General features: G+C 66.1%; 13 protein-coding genes. 11 read left to right on the plus strand and 2 right to left on the minus strand.

Translation table 11 applies throughout. The features are described from left to right. Positions 1-120: 120 nt before the first annotated feature. Positions 121-1,050, minus strand: coding sequence for an NAD-dependent epimerase/dehydratase family protein (locus tag RW112_RS13685; RefSeq protein ID WP_317782305.1), 930 nt, complete (start codon positions 1,048-1,050; stop codon positions 121-123). A 159-nt stretch (positions 1,051-1,209) separates the two neighbouring features. Here RW112_RS13685 and RW112_RS13690 point away from each other — a divergent pair, with 159 nt between their 5' ends. From RW112_RS13690 to RW112_RS13740, 11 genes are all read left to right on the plus strand, one after another. After that, the gene (locus RW112_RS13690) at positions 1,210-1,935 is read left to right on the plus strand and encodes a TetR/AcrR family transcriptional regulator (RefSeq protein ID WP_317782306.1); all 726 of its coding nucleotides are present in this window, start codon (positions 1,210-1,212) and stop codon (positions 1,933-1,935) included. Positions 1,936-2,115: 180 nt separating this feature from the next. After that, positions 2,116-3,447 carry an extracellular solute-binding protein gene (locus RW112_RS13695; protein ID WP_317782307.1) on the plus strand — a complete coding sequence of 444 codons (1,332 nt, stop codon included), beginning with the start codon at positions 2,116-2,118 and terminating at the stop codon, positions 3,445-3,447. A gap of 112 nt (positions 3,448-3,559) precedes the next feature. Next, positions 3,560-4,486, plus strand: a complete 927-nt coding sequence (locus tag RW112_RS13700) for a sugar ABC transporter permease (protein WP_317782308.1) — start codon at positions 3,560-3,562, stop codon at positions 4,484-4,486. Positions 4,487-4,488: 2 nt separating this feature from the next. Then, on the plus strand, positions 4,489-5,388 hold the full coding sequence (locus RW112_RS13705; RefSeq protein WP_317782309.1) for a carbohydrate ABC transporter permease: 900 nt from the start codon (positions 4,489-4,491) through the stop codon (positions 5,386-5,388). A 66-nt stretch (positions 5,389-5,454) separates the two neighbouring features. Further along, positions 5,455-6,990 (plus strand): alpha-N-arabinofuranosidase, encoded by a 1,536-nt coding sequence (locus RW112_RS13710; RefSeq protein ID WP_317782310.1) that lies wholly within the window; start codon positions 5,455-5,457, stop codon positions 6,988-6,990. 83 nt (positions 6,991-7,073) lie between these two features. Further along, entirely contained in the window at positions 7,074-7,466 is a 393-nt protein-coding gene (locus RW112_RS13715) for a hypothetical protein (protein ID WP_317782311.1), read from the plus strand. 301 nt (positions 7,467-7,767) lie between these two features. Beyond that, entirely contained in the window at positions 7,768-9,636 is a 1,869-nt protein-coding gene (dnaK, locus tag RW112_RS13720) for a molecular chaperone DnaK (protein ID WP_317782312.1), read from the plus strand. 2 nt (positions 9,637-9,638) lie between these two features. Next, positions 9,639-10,331: a nucleotide exchange factor GrpE gene (locus RW112_RS13725; protein WP_317782313.1), complete on the plus strand. Its 693-nt coding sequence runs from the start codon at positions 9,639-9,641 to the stop codon at positions 10,329-10,331. A gap of 94 nt (positions 10,332-10,425) precedes the next feature. Beyond that, positions 10,426-11,412 carry a DnaJ C-terminal domain-containing protein gene (locus tag RW112_RS13730; protein ID WP_317782314.1) on the plus strand — a complete coding sequence of 329 codons (987 nt, stop codon included), beginning with the start codon at positions 10,426-10,428 and terminating at the stop codon, positions 11,410-11,412. Between the two features lie 49 nt (positions 11,413-11,461). Then, positions 11,462-11,884 (plus strand): heat shock protein transcriptional repressor HspR, encoded by a 423-nt coding sequence (locus RW112_RS13735; protein WP_305942583.1) that lies wholly within the window; start codon positions 11,462-11,464, stop codon positions 11,882-11,884. 122 nt (positions 11,885-12,006) lie between these two features. Then, entirely contained in the window at positions 12,007-12,840 is an 834-nt protein-coding gene (locus RW112_RS13740) for an alpha/beta hydrolase (RefSeq protein WP_317782315.1), read from the plus strand. A 33-nt stretch (positions 12,841-12,873) separates the two neighbouring features. Here the strand turns inward: RW112_RS13740 and RW112_RS13745 are convergent, their stop codons facing one another. After that, entirely contained in the window at positions 12,874-13,821 is a 948-nt protein-coding gene (locus RW112_RS13745; protein ID WP_317782316.1) for a ketopantoate reductase family protein, read from the minus strand. Positions 13,822-13,956 lie beyond the last annotated feature (135 nt).

Consider the following 13,956-nt stretch of genomic DNA (forward strand, 5'->3'; position numbering starts at 1 on the left):
CGGAGCGGCGGCGTCACGCCACGCGCACTTTGAGGACTCCGCCCAGGGTGCGGCCGCGAATTTACGCGGCCGCACACTCTCTAGTTGGCTAAAAGCCTGCTCTGCGTGACGTCCCGCCCCTCAGCCCCGCGCCCGCCACCAGGCCACCGTGGCCGCGGCCGCTTCCGGCAGCGGGGTCGGGTGCAGCCCCAGGGCGGCCTCGCTGGCGTGCGAATCCATCACAAACGGCCGCTCGAACTGGTACAGCATCTCGGCCACCTCCCGGGTGCCGGAGGAGACGAGTCCCATGGCGCGGAGGAGCCAGCCCGGCACGGCGCCGATTTTCGGGGCAGGCACCCCGCCGGCTTCCGTGAAGGCCGTGGCGAGCTGGCGCTGCGTGAGCGCCGGGCCCGTGGGGGCGTGCCACACCCGGTTCCAGGCGGACGGCGTCTGCGCCGCACGGATCATGGCCGCGGCAAGGTCGGGCACATACGTGAAAGAGTGCGGCTGGTCCGCGCTGCCAACCACCAGCAGCCTCTTTCCGGCCAGCACGGCAGGGACCATTCGCTCGCCGGCGTGCGAGTTCAGCACCCGGGGGCCGAAGAAGTCGCCCGCCACGACGCTCACGGTGTCCGTGGGGGAGGAGTCCCGCGCCTTCAGCAGCGCCGTGCGGACGCCACGCTTTCCGCACTGGGCCCCCCGCGGGCTGTCCTCCGCCATGACGGCATCCGGCCGACTGTAGGAGTAGAGGCTTTCGGGAAAAACGACGACGGCGCCCGCCTCGCCGGCCGCAGCCAGCACCACTTCCTCAGCCCGCGGGAGTTCCCGCTTCCATGCGTCCGCGGCGTAGGCGGAGCCGTGGATGCAGTGGAAGACGGCCGACGCCCCGGCGATGGCCTCGCCGAGCAGTCCGGCATTGGAGACGTCCACGGGCATCCTGTCGATGAGGGGGTGCGCCGGGCCGCTCCCCGAACGGGTCAGGACCCGCACCCGGTTTCCCTGGCCGGCCAGCTGCTCCGCAACGGTCCAGCCGACAGGACCTGCGCCGGTGACTACATACAGTTCAGGCATCGGATTCTCTTTTCTGGGGCGTTCAGTCGGCGCCTGCTGGTTCTGCGCCTGTTCGTAGAGAGCGGTGCTCTCGGAATAAGGATGCTCTGAAGGGCAGGCAAAGTCAAGAGCACTGCTCTCCAATGTTGACAGTGCTCTGAATCATGGAATGCTGGGGGAATGCCGGCCGCACCTTCCCCCAGTCCGATGCCCCGCACTCCGCGCGAGCGGGCCAGGGCGCAGACCGTCGCCGATATCGTCCGGCTGGGCAGGCAGCATCTGGCCGTCCACGGGGCCGCGGCGTTGTCCCTGCGGGCCGTCGCCAGGGACCTGGGGGTGGTGTCCTCGGCTGTGTACCGGTACGTGCAGAACCGGGACGAACTGCTGACCCTCCTGCTGATCGATGCGTACGGCGAGCTGGGCGACGAGGTGGATGCCGCCGTCGGGCGCGTGGCGGAAGCGGACTTCGCCGGGCGATTCCGGGCGCTGGGACGGGCCGTCCGCAGCTGGGCTGTCCGCGAGCCCGCACGCTACGCCCTGCTCTTCGGCAGCCCCGTGCCCGGGTACCGGGCGCCCGCGGAGCGGACCACGGGTCCGGGGACGCGGGTCATCAATGCCCTGATGGCCATTTTCGACGGCGCCTGGCGGGCCGGCGCCCTCCGTGCGGAAACCCTGCCAGCTGCCGTGTCCGGGCCGTTGGCGCAGGACCTGGCGGTGATCCGCGAGGAGCTAGGCCTGGCGGTCCCGGACGACCTCTTGGCGCGCGGGGCTCTGGTCTGGACGTCGCTGTTCGGCACAGTCAGCTTCGAGGTGTTCGGCCAGTACGGAGAGGGCACCTTCGCGGCCAGGGATGAGCTTTTCGAGCACTACCTCCGGGTGCTGGCGGGCGTGGCCGGACTCGACTAAAGCGAAGGCGCCAAGGGGTGCAGGCTCTTACTTTGTGAGCGCTAACAAATTTTCCTTGTAACTGCATTTACAACGATATAAAGTGTGTTTCAGCCCACAGCCGCCGGGCCCGGTCCACATGACCGGCAGTAGCCGGGCGGCAGGCGGATTTTTCCAACGGCTACGTCCAAAGGAGTGACGGTGAAGCAAGTTGATTCACGCCCGATGCAGATGACCCGAAGGCAGCTGCTGCTTGGGGGAGGTGTGCTCGCAGGCAGCCTTTCGCTGGGAGCAAGCCTGACCGGATGCGGGGGAGCGGCCCAGGCGGCCGGCAATGACATCCGCTTCTGGCATCTGCTCTCGGGCGGAGACGGCATCAAGATGATGGCCATGATCGACAAGGCCAACGCGGACCATCCTGACTTCAGGATCAAGCCCACGGTGCTCGCCTGGGGTGCGCCGTACTACACCAAGCTGGCCATGGCCTCGGCCGGAGGGCGCCCGCCCGAGGTGGCCGTCATGCACGCAGCAAGGGTCCCCGGCTATGCCCCGGGCGGGCTGCTGGATGCGTGGGACCTGGACCTGCTGGCGGAGTTCGGGGTGCGCCCGGAGGACTTCGGCTCCAGGATCTGGGAGAAGAGCCAGTTCAACGGCCAGGTTTTTTCGCTGGCGCTGGACTCGCATCCGTTCGTCATGCTCTACAACACGGAAGTGGCGGACAAGGCCGGCGTCCTGGGGAGTGATGGCCGGCTCGCGGACATTTCCTCGCCGTCGCAGTTCCTCGAGGTGAGCCGTGAACTGCAGCGCGTCACCGGCAAGCACGGGCTCTCCTACGGCTACCTCGGCGACGGCGCGCAGATGTGGCGCCTCTTCTACACCCTGTACCGCCAGCACGGCGCGGACTTCGTCCTGGATCCCGGCAAGCCCGCACAGGTGGAGCGGGATGTGGCCATCGACTGCCTGGAGTTCATCACGTCGCTGCTGGACAACACCATTTCCACGAGAAGCGGCGACGGCGGCACGGCCATTGCGGAGTTCGCCGGCCAGGGGTCTGGGCTGCTTTTCACCGGCGTCTGGGAGTTGCCCACGATGAAGACGGCGGGTGTCCCGTTCGGTGCCAGCACCATCCCCACCCTCTTCGGAACGCCGGCGGCCTTCGCCGACTCGCACTCGTTCGTGCTGCCGCATCAGGCCTCACTCGACGAATCCAAGCGCCGCGGCGTGTACCAGTTCGTTGCGTCCATGCTCAAGAACTCACTGAGCTGGGCCGAAGCCGGCCACATTCCGGCGTACCAGCCGGTGGTGAACTCACCGGAGTACGCGGCATTGAAGCCGCAGGCGGACTATGCCCACGCAGCGGACATCATCAACTACGACCCCGTGGCTTGGTTCACCGGTTCCGGATCCGATTTCCAGGGCTATTTCGCCGAGAACGTCCAGAACGTGTTTCTGGGGCGGGACAAGGCCGCGGACGGCTGGGATGCCTTCATGAAGCGCATCAACACGGTGCTTGCCATGCCGAACCCGGTATGAGCACCGGACCCGGCATCACTGCCGGAGAACGCATTGCCGAACCCCGCTTGAGCACCAACGTGAGCACCGACCCGCCCGTGACAATCGACCCGCCCGTGACAAAGGAGTCCTCATGAGCATCGCCCGCACCACAGCGCCCGCGGCAAAATCAGCGCCCGCCGCGACATCGCCGCGCTCCCGGCGTGACAACATCCACGGCTGGGCCTTCTCCGCCCCGTTCCTGGTCTTCTTCCTGCTGTTCCTGGTCTGGCCCATGATTTCCGGCGCCATCATGAGCCTCACCGGCAAGTCCCTCACCGGCGCCAACAGCGGGGTCATCGGCCTGGCCAACTACTCCGAGGCCTTCGCCGATGCGGACATGTGGCGCTCCCTGGGGAACACTCTCTACTTCACGCTGATCAGCACGGTGCCCCTGGTGGTCATTGCTTTGGCGCTGGCAGCACTTGTCAACATGGGCCTGCCGGCGCAGTGGCTGTGGCGGCTCTCCTTCTTCTCCCCGTTCCTGCTGGCCTCCACCGTGGTCTCGCTGTTCTTTGCCTGGATGTACAACCCGGAGCTCGGCCTGTTCAACGATTTGCTCGCAAAGGTGGGCATTCCGCCGGTGGCGTGGCTCAACGATCCCGCGGTGGCGATGTGGGCCGTGGTGATCGCCACGGTCTGGTGGACCATCGGCTTCAACTTCCTGCTGTACCTGGCCGCGCTGCAGAACATCCCGCAGCAGCACTACGAGGCAGCCTCGCTCGACGGCGCCGGCGGCTGGCGCCAGTTCTTCTCCATCAGCCTTCCCCAGCTGGGCCCCACCACGGTGATGATCGTGATCCTGCAGATCCTCGCGTCCTTGAAAGTCTTTGACCAGATCTACCAGATGACCGAAGGCGGACCGGGCGGAGCCACCCGCTCCATCGTGCAGTACATCTTCGAGGCAGGCTTCACGGGCTACCGGCTGGGTTATTCCGCCGCCATTTCCTACATCTTCTTCGGCCTGATCCTGCTCATCGCACTGGCCCAGGTCTTCGCCACCCGGAAAAGGAGCGCCTAGCCATGGCCACCACCACACTTTCCAAGCCCGCACTCCAGCCAAAGGGGTCCGCGGAAACCATGCCAAACCGGCGCCCGAAGACGCCCCTGTCCCGCATCCTGGCCACCGTCATTGTGGCGGTCCTTGCCGTGGCATGGCTGGTACCTTTCGCCTGGGCCACGGTCACCGCCCTGAAGAGCGAAACTGATGCTGCCTCCACCCCCATCAGCTGGATACCGGCGTCGGGCTTCACATTTGACGCCTTTGCCAAAGTCCTGCAGAGCGGCAACATCCCCACCTGGACGCTCAACTCGCTGTTCACGTCCGCCGCGATCACCGCCATCACGCTGGTGATCTCCGCCTCCGTTGCCTACGCCATTTCGAGGATTGATTTCCGCGGCAAGAAAATGCTGATGGGCGTGATCGTGGCATCCATCATCGTTCCGCCGCCGGTCCTCATCATTCCGCTGTTCCAGCAGATGCAGTCGCTGAACCTGATCGACACGTACTGGGCGCTGATCCTGCCCCAGGTGATCCACTCACCGATGGTGTTTGTGCTCAAGAAGTTCTTCGACCAGATCCCGCGGGAACTCGAGGAGGCCGCGCTGATGGACGGCGCCGGAAGGCTGCGGATCTTCACCACGATCGTCCTTCCGCTGTCCCGGCCCATCCTGGCCGCCGTCGCGATCTTCGTGTTCATCGGCGCCTGGAACAACTTCCTCTGGCCGTTCATCGCCACCAACGAGAGCTCCCTGCTCACCCTGCCGGTGGGCCTGCAGACCATCAAGAGCGCCTACGGCATCCAGTACGCCCAGAACATGGCGTCCGCGCTGCTTGCAGCGCTGCCCCTGATCGTGGTGTTCCTGTTCTTCCAGCGGCAGATCATCAGGGGCGTGGCCACCACCGGCCTCGCCGGCACCTGACCCGGCAGGCCGCAACCCCAACCCCGCCACCCGAATCAAGCCAACCCCACCCAGGACAGGAGCAAAATGTCCCGCGCACGCATCACCATTGACCGCGACTTCACCGTAGGTGAGGTTCCCCGCCGGATTTTCGGATCCTTTGTTGAACACATGGGCCGCTGCGTCTACACCGGCATCTACGAACCCGGCCATCCCGCGGCCGACGAGCGCGGTTTCCGCCGCGACGTCATGGACCTCGTCAAGGAACTCGGCGCCACCGTGGTCCGCTATCCCGGCGGCAACTTTGTGTCCGGCTACAACTGGGAGGACGGCATCGGGCCGGTGGCCGACAGGCCGCGCCGCCTGGACGGCGCCTGGCACACGCTCGAAACCAACGCCTTCGGCCTGCACGAATTCGTTGACTGGTCCCGTGAAGCCGGCGTTGAGGTCATGGAGGCAGTCAACCTCGGCACCCGCGGCGTGGACGCCGCCCGCGAGCTGGTGGAATACGCCAACATTCCTTCCGGCACCCGGCTGTCCGACCTGCGCCGCAAGAACGGCCACGAGGACCCCTTCAACATCAAGCTGTGGTGCCTCGGCAACGAGATGGACGGCCCGTGGCAGATCGGACACAAGACGGCCGAGGAATACGGCCGCCTGGCGCAGGAAGCGGCGAAGGCCATGCGCTTCGTCGATCCGGACATCGAGCTCGTGGCGTGCGGCAGCTCCAACTCCGGAATGCCCACCTTCGGGGCCTGGGAGCAGACCGTCCTGACGCACACCTACGAGCAGGTGGACTACGTCTCGCTGCACGCCTACTACCAGGAGCACGACGGCGACGCCGGCAGCTTCCTCGCCAGCGCCGTGGACATGGACTACTTCATAGAATCCGTGATCGCCACGGCGGACGCCGTCCGGGCCAAGGGCAAGCACAAGAAGCACATCAACCTCTCCTTCGACGAATGGAACGTCTGGTACACCCGGCCCGGGGACGCCGACAGCCCTGAACAGGTGGGCAAGCACGGCTGGCGTGAGCACCCCCGCGTCATTGAGGACAAATACAACGTGACGGACGCCGTCGTCGTCGGAACGTTCCTGAACTCCCTGCTCCGGCACGGTGACCGCGTCAAGATCGCCAACCAGGCGCAGCTGGTCAACGTGATTGCCCCCATCCTCAGCGAGGAAAACGGTCCGGCGTGGAAGCAGACCATCTTCCATCCGTTTGCCCGCATGGCCGAGCTGGCGCACGGGCAGATCCTCCGGCTCGCCGTCGACTCGGACAAATACAGCAACGCCAAATTCGGTGACGCCGACCTCGTGGACGTCAGCGCCACCTGGAACGAGGAAACCGGGCGCATCGCCTTGTTCCTGGCCAACCGCGGGCTGGAAGAAGCCGCCGACGTCGAAGTGGTCCTCCGCGGATTTGATGCCCGGCAGGTGGTCCGGGCCGACGTGCTGCGCATTCCCGACGGCGCGGACCGGTTCGTCACCAACACCCGGGACAACCCCGGCGCCGTCGGCCTGACCGCGCTGGAAGGTGTCAAGGCTGCCGGCGGCGAAGTCCGCGCCAGCCTGCCGGGACTGTCCTGGACGGCCATCGAGCTGGAGGTCGTGCGCAGCTGAAGCCCCTGTTGAAGCATCGGACGGATGGATAGACTGCCCCTGCGCCCGTCCGGGCGTCCGATGCTTCCAGGAGGGAACCGTCAGTGTCAGAGAACAGCGAATTTTCAGAAAAAGAAGCAGAAGAGCGGCGCGCTGCAGCCGCGCCGGCAGTCGAAGGTGACAGCGGCCAGTACGTCGACGGCGACTACGGCAAGGCGGGAACTGCGCACGAGGACCAGGCGGCAGCCGACGACGGCGAATATCCCGAGGGCAACTACGGAGCGGCCGGGGCTGTCGAGGAGCCTGCCGGGGCAGTTGAAGGGGAATACGAGGCCGGTGACTACGGCAAGGCGGGCACCGCGGGAGAGAACCTGGTGACCCTCGACGAGTCCGAGTACCCGGACGGCGATTACGGGACTGCCGGAACTGCCGGCAAGGAACGGCCGGCCGGTGCCGCAGGGACCCCGGGGGCTGAAGAGCCCGGCCGCACTCCCTGACCGGCTTCCGGCCACCCCGGCTGCGGTTTCACGCACAGCGAAACCGCAGCCGGGGCGTCTCCGCGTCCGGCGGATTCTGCGGATTGGCGGGCTTTGGCTGCTCCTCGCGGAGCTAAAGATCTGCGCCTCCAGCTAAAGTTGAGCGTGGTTGACTCAACCTTGGATTGACTTAAATCCGGCCATGGGTAAAGTTGAGTGTAGATCGCTCAATGAGTGGGCGTGCCTGAATTTCGACCAGCCTGAACCGGCCAGCCCGGCAACCCGGCGCACGGTCGTTTCCAAGGAAAGAAGGAAGCAACACATGTCACGTGCAGTAGGTATCGACCTCGGAACCACCAACTCCGTCGTCTCCGTTCTCGAAGGTGGCGAGCCCACCGTTATTGCCAACGCCGAGGGCGGCCGCACCACGCCGTCCGTCGTTGCGTTCTCCAAGTCCGGCGAAGTCCTGGTCGGCGAGATCGCCAAGCGCCAGGCCGTCAACAACATCGACCGCACCATCGCTTCCGTCAAGCGCCACATGGGCACTGACTGGAACGTGTCCATCGATGACAAGAAGTACACCGCGCAGGAAATCTCCGCGCGCATCCTGATGAAGCTGAAGAACGACGCCGAGTCCTACCTCGGCGAAAAGGTCACCGACGCAGTGGTCACCGTTCCCGCGTACTTCAACGACGCACAGCGCCAGGCCACGAAGGAAGCAGGCGAAATCGCAGGCCTCAACGTCCTCCGCATTGTCAACGAGCCCACCGCCGCAGCCCTGGCCTACGGCCTGGACAAGGGCAAGGAAGACGAACTCATCCTCGTCTTCGACCTCGGCGGCGGAACGTTCGACGTCTCCCTCCTGGAAGTGGGCAAGGACGAAGACAACTTCTCCACCATCCAGGTCCGCGCCACCGCCGGTGACAACCACCTCGGCGGCGACGACTGGGACCAGCGCGTTGTCAACTACCTGCTGAACCAGCTCAAGGTCAAGGGCATCGACCTCTCCAAGGACAAGATTGCCCTGCAGCGCATGCGCGAGGCATCGGAGCAGGCCAAGAAGGAACTCTCTTCCTCCACCAGCACCAACGTCTCCCTCCAGTACCTGTCCGTCACCCCCGACGGTCCGGTCCACCTGGATGAGCAGCTCACCCGCGCCAAGTTCCAGGACCTGACGAAGGACCTCCTGGACCGCACCAAGAAGCCGTTCCAGGACGTCATCAAGGAAGCCGGCATCAAGCTCTCCGAGATCGACCACATCGTCCTCGTGGGCGGTTCCACCCGCATGCCCGCCGTGTACGAGCTCGTCAAGGAACTCGCCGGCGGCAAGGAGCCCAACAAGGGCGTCAACCCGGATGAGGTCGTCGCCGTCGGCGCCGCACTCCAGGCCGGCGTGCTGAAGGGCGAGCGCAAGGACGTCCTCCTGATCGACGTCACGCCGCTGTCGCTCGGCATCGAAACCAAGGGCGGCATCATGACGCACCTGATCGAGCGCAACACGGCCATCCCCACCAAGCGGTCCGAGACCTTCACCACGGCTGACGACAACCAGCCGTCCGTGGCCATCCAGGTCTTCCAGGGCGAGCGCGAGTTCACCCGGGACAACAAGCCGCTGGGCACGTTCGAGCTGACCGGCATCGCGCCGGCTCCGCGCGGCGTTCCGCAGGTCGAGGTCACCTTCGACATCGACGCCAACGGCATCGTCCACGTCTCGGCGAAGGACAAGGGCACCGGCAAGGAACAGTCCATGACCATCACCGGCGGGACCGCGCTCTCCAAGGAAGACATTGACCGCATGGTCAAGGACGCCGAGGAGCACGCAGCCGAGGACAAGGCCCGCCGCGAGGCAACCGACACCCGCAACACGGCCGAGCAGCTCGCCTACTCCGTGGACAAGCTGATCGCGGACAACGCGGACAAGCTGCCTGAAGAGGTCAAGACCGAGGTCCAGGCCGACGTCGACGCCCTCAAGAAGGCCCTCGAAGGCACCGACGATGCCGCTGTGAAGACCGCCTTTGAGAAGCTGCAGGCTTCCCAGGGCAAGCTCGGCGAAGCCATCTACGCCCAGGCCGGTTCGCCGGACGGTGCAACGGGTGCCGCAGGCGCGGAAGGTGCCGCCGGCACCGAAGGCACCAAGGCCGATGAAGACATCGTCGACGCCGAGATTGTTGACGAAGACGAGAAGAAGTAGTCATGCCGCATCACGGTAACGAAGAAGAGCACAGCTCTTCCAAAGACCAGCAGCACGAGCGCGACAACCGCGAGCACGAGCGCCAGGAGAACGAGCCGCAGAAACCGGTCATCCACGACAACCGCAAGGTTGATCCGAAGACCGGCCAGGCCCGCCACCCTGACCAGGAGCACGCCGCCGCAGGGGGCTCCGGTTCCGGGGACGCACTGTCCCAGGCCGAGGACATCCTCAACAGCGTTGAGGTTCCGGCCGAGGAATCGGTGGCCCAGGGCGTCGGCGCGGAGGAGGCGGAGGAACTCAGGAACGATCTCCGCCGCCTGCAGGCTGAGTACGTCAACTACCGCAAGCGCGTGGAGCGCGACCGCGCCGTGGCAGGGGAGATGGCCGTCATCGGCGTCCTGAACTCGCTGCTTCCGGTACTGGACGACGTCGACGCCGCCCGCCAGCACGGCGACCTGGCCGACGGTCCGTTCGCCGCGATCGCCGCCAAGCTGGAGAACGCGCTGAAGACCTACGGCCTGGTGCGCATCGATGAGACCGGAGTGGAGTTCGATCCCACGATCCACGAGGCCCTCATCCAGCAGCCCGGCCAGGATGTCGAAATCGACACCGTCAGCCAGGTCCTGCGCTCCGGCTACAAGTCCGGCGAGCGGGTCCTCCGGGCAGCACAGGTTATCGTCGCAGTTCCGGCTTAGCATTAGCCCATCGAGATGGCAGTTCGCAGCAGTGGTTCGCAAGAACATTGCCGCGAACTGCCATCTCGGCACAAAGATTTGAAAGGAAACGCCATTGGCTAGCCAGGACTGGGTCGACAAGGACTTCTACAAGATCCTTGGAGTCGCCAAGGACGCTTCCGACGCCGATATCAAGAAGGCTTACCGGAAGCTTGCGCGGCAGCATCACCCGGACACCAACGCGGGGAATGTTGCGTCGGAGAAGAAGTTCAAGGACATCTCCGAGGCGTATTCCGTCCTCTCGGATCCGGACGAGCGCCAGCAGTATGATGCCATCCGTGCCATGGGCGGCGGTGCGCGCTTTGCTCCCGGCGGCGGGGGCGGCGGGGCCGGCAACGCCGGTTTCGAAGACCTCTTCGGCGGCCTCTTCACCGGCGGCGGCGGACGCCACTCCGGGGGCTACAGCACCTCCGGCGGCATTCCGCCGGAGTTCGCCGACCTCTTCGGCGGGCAATTCGGCGGTCCGGGTTCCGGAGCGGGGTTCCAGCGCGGCCCGCAGAAGGGCGCCGACCGCACGGCGACCACCACCATTTCCTTCGCCGGTTCCATCCGGGGCACCACCATCGGCCTGCGTGAACCGGACGGGGACGTCATCGACGTCCGGGTTCCGGCCGGAATCAAGGACGGCCAGAAGGTCCGTGTCCGCGGCAAGGGCCAGTACGGGCCGGCCGGCAACGGCGACCTGATGGTCACCGTCAACGTCAAGGGCCATGACTTCTACACGCGCGACGGCGACAACCTCCGGATCCATGTACCGGTCACCTTCCCGGAGGCTGCCCTGGGCGCCGACATCGAGGTGCCGACGATTGACGGCGAGAAGGTCAAGGTCCGTGTTCCGGCGGGGACCCCGTCCGGACGCACCCTCCGGGTCAAGGGCCGCGGAGTCAAGCACGCGAAGGCCACCGGTGACCTGCTGGTGACCATCGACGTCGTGGTTCCGCAAAAGCTGACCAAGGAAGCAGAGGAAGCCGTGAAGGCGTTCGCCGCAGCCACGGACGGGCACGACGTGCGGGCCGGGCTGGCCGCCAAGGCACGTCTGTAGGAAACGCACGTGCGCGGACTGGGACTGGGACTAGCGGGAGGAGCCGGCCATGGACATTGATTTCGATCAGCCGATCTTCGTTATCTCGGTAGCGGCTGAGCTGGCGGACATGCACCCGCAGACGTTGCGGCAGTATGACCGCCTGGGCATCGTCTCGCCCAGCCGCGCGCCCGGAAAATCCCGGCGGTATTCCCAGCGGGACGTCAACGTGCTCCGGGAAGTGCAGCGGCTCTCGCATGAAGGCGTGTCGCTGGAGGGCATCAAACGGATCCTGCAGCTGGAGAACCAGGTGGCCGCGCTGCAGCGGCGGGTGAGTGAACTGACCGAGGAACTGGGCCGCCGGCGCAGTCCGCTGGATTCGCGGATTTTCGCGGCCGGGGCAGCCGGGGACGTCGTGAGCCTGGCCCGCGGCCAGCGGCCCCGGGCCCGTTCCCAGGCCGTGGTGGTGTGGCGGCCCCGCTCCACGGAGTGAGCACTTCGGGGTGAGCCGAAACGCCGGCTGGCGCTGATTCCTTGACACGGCAGGCCCGCCGGAACAGAGTGGATGGTCAGCCTGTTCACGGCCCGTTGAACTGCCACGGAAGGAACGCCCTCATGGCCTTTGTCTCTGTCGGAAAAGAAAACAGCACCACTGTTGAGCTTTACTACGAGGACCACGGACAGGGAGAGCCGGTGGTCCTCATTCACGGTTACCCGTTGGACGGTGCCTCATGGGAACGGCAGACCAGCGCTTTGCTGGAAGCAGGCTACCGGGTCATTACGTACGACCGCCGCGGCTTCGGCAAATCGAGCCAGCCCACCGAGGGCTACGACTACGACACCTTTGCCGCCGACCTCAACACGTTGCTCACCGAGCTTGATCTCGACGACGCCGTGCTGGTGGGCTTCTCGATGGGCACCGGCGAAGTGGCCCGCTACCTCGGCACTTACGGATCCGACCGGGTTTCCAAGGCGGTGTTCCTCGGCTCCCTCGAGCCCTTCCTGCTCAAGACGGAAGACAACCCCGACGGCGTCCCGCAGGACGTGTTCGACGGCCTCCTCAGCGCCGTGAAGGAAGACCGGTACGCCTTCTTCACGGAGTTCTTCAAGAACTTCTTCAACACCGATGACACCCTTGGCAGCCGCCTCAGCGAAGAAGCGCTGCGCGCCAACTGGGCCACCGCCAGTAAGTCCTCGGCGCATGCCTCCGTGGCTGCCCAGCCCACGTGGCTGACGGACTTCCGCGCGGACATCCCCAAGATCGACGTTCCCGCCCTGATCGTCCACGGAACGGCGGACAACATCCTGCCCATCGACGTCACCGGCCGACGCTTCAAGGAGGCCCTTCCAGCGGCTGAGTACGTGGAGATCGAAGGCGCACCGCACGGAATGCTGTGGACCCACGCGAAGGAAATCAACCAGGCCCTTCTCGGCTTCCTGAAGAAGTAGCCCGGGAGAAGGAGTACCAGGAGCCGGCCGCCGTTAGGCGGTCGCGGCGCTGACCCTCAACTGCATCAGGGCCAGGTCGATCAGCGGCGTGTCCGCGCCCAGGAGCCGTGCCCGGCGGGTGAAATCGCCCAGCAGGTGCTCGGTCTCACCGGGGAGCCCTGCAACGACGTCGCGGTAGAGGGACGACGTGAAGGTCGACCCCGGCTGCGTCAGCATGTCCACGGACAGCTGCTGTTCCTGTGCCGGAACCGGGTGGCCGGCGGCGGCCGAAACGGCGCCGGCTTCCGCCAGCACCGAGTGCACGAAGTCCGTGCCGCCCGGCACCGCCACGATGGCGCCCACCGGTCCCCGGAGCAGGCAGGTGACGGTACCTGCCGCGACGATGAAGGCCCATTTGTGCCACATCGAGGCCAGGGCATCGGCCGTGGCCGAGGCCTTGAACCCGGGCACGGTGAGAGTCTCAACGGCCCTTAGCACGCGCTCGCTCGGCGGCCCGGACAGTTCACCGACGGTGAGGGTGGCCAGCGGATTCATTTGCAGGATGTCGCCGTCGTCCGTGACGGTGGTGACCACCTTGACGATGCCGCCGAGCACCCGGTCGGCCCCGAAGGCGGCTATGAGCGCGTCCACATGGGCCATGCCGTTGAGGAAGGGAACGACGACGGTTTCCGGCCCGATTGCCGGCGCCAGGTCTGCCAGGGCCCGGGGCAGGGCGGCGGCCTTGACTGTCACCAGCACCAGGTCGTACGGGCCGTCGAGGTCCGCCGCGGTGACCAGCTTCGGTTCAATGACGTCCTCGCGGCCCATGCCCGTGATGCGCAGGCCGCGCCGGCGCAGGACGGCTGCCCGCCCCTCCCGGACCAGGAAAGTCACGTCCCGGCCGGCCTGCGCCAGGCGCGCGCCAAAGTATCCGCCGGTGGCTCCCGCTCCGACAACCAGGATCCGCCGGGCGTCCGGCTGGGCGTTCTGCTGGCTGGTCATGCTGCTCCTAGGGCTATGTGTCGCCGCCAATCCGTAGATGACGGCGGGGAAGTTTCCTTCAGGTTAACTTTGCCGTCCGCATTTTCCGCCATTTTGCCAGCAAACTTAGTGTCCCTGCGCGTGGCCGCGGGGGAG

Origin of the sequence: Arthrobacter sp. B10-11, assembly GCF_033142195.1 — a bacterium.
GTDB classification, from domain to species: domain Bacteria; phylum Actinomycetota; class Actinomycetes; order Actinomycetales; family Micrococcaceae; genus Arthrobacter; species Arthrobacter oryzae_C.

Coding starts and splice junctions, on each gene's coding strand:
- RW112_RS13685 (WP_317782305.1), bottom strand. CDS start 1,050: ATGCCTGAACTGTATGTAGTCACCGGCGCAGGTCCTGTCGGCTGGACC.
- RW112_RS13690 (WP_317782306.1), top strand. CDS start 1,210: ATGCCGGCCGCACCTTCCCCCAGTCCGATGCCCCGCACTCCGCGCGAG.
- RW112_RS13700 (WP_317782308.1), top strand. CDS start 3,560: ATGAGCATCGCCCGCACCACAGCGCCCGCGGCAAAATCAGCGCCCGCC.
- RW112_RS13705 (WP_317782309.1), top strand. CDS start 4,489: ATGGCCACCACCACACTTTCCAAGCCCGCACTCCAGCCAAAGGGGTCC.
- RW112_RS13710 (WP_317782310.1), top strand. CDS start 5,455: ATGTCCCGCGCACGCATCACCATTGACCGCGACTTCACCGTAGGTGAG.
- dnaK (WP_317782312.1), top strand. CDS start 7,768: ATGTCACGTGCAGTAGGTATCGACCTCGGAACCACCAACTCCGTCGTC.
- RW112_RS13725 (WP_317782313.1), top strand. CDS start 9,639: ATGCCGCATCACGGTAACGAAGAAGAGCACAGCTCTTCCAAAGACCAG.
- RW112_RS13735 (WP_305942583.1), top strand. CDS start 11,462: ATGGACATTGATTTCGATCAGCCGATCTTCGTTATCTCGGTAGCGGCT.
- RW112_RS13740 (WP_317782315.1), top strand. CDS start 12,007: ATGGCCTTTGTCTCTGTCGGAAAAGAAAACAGCACCACTGTTGAGCTT.
- RW112_RS13745 (WP_317782316.1), bottom strand. CDS start 13,821: ATGACCAGCCAGCAGAACGCCCAGCCGGACGCCCGGCGGATCCTGGTT.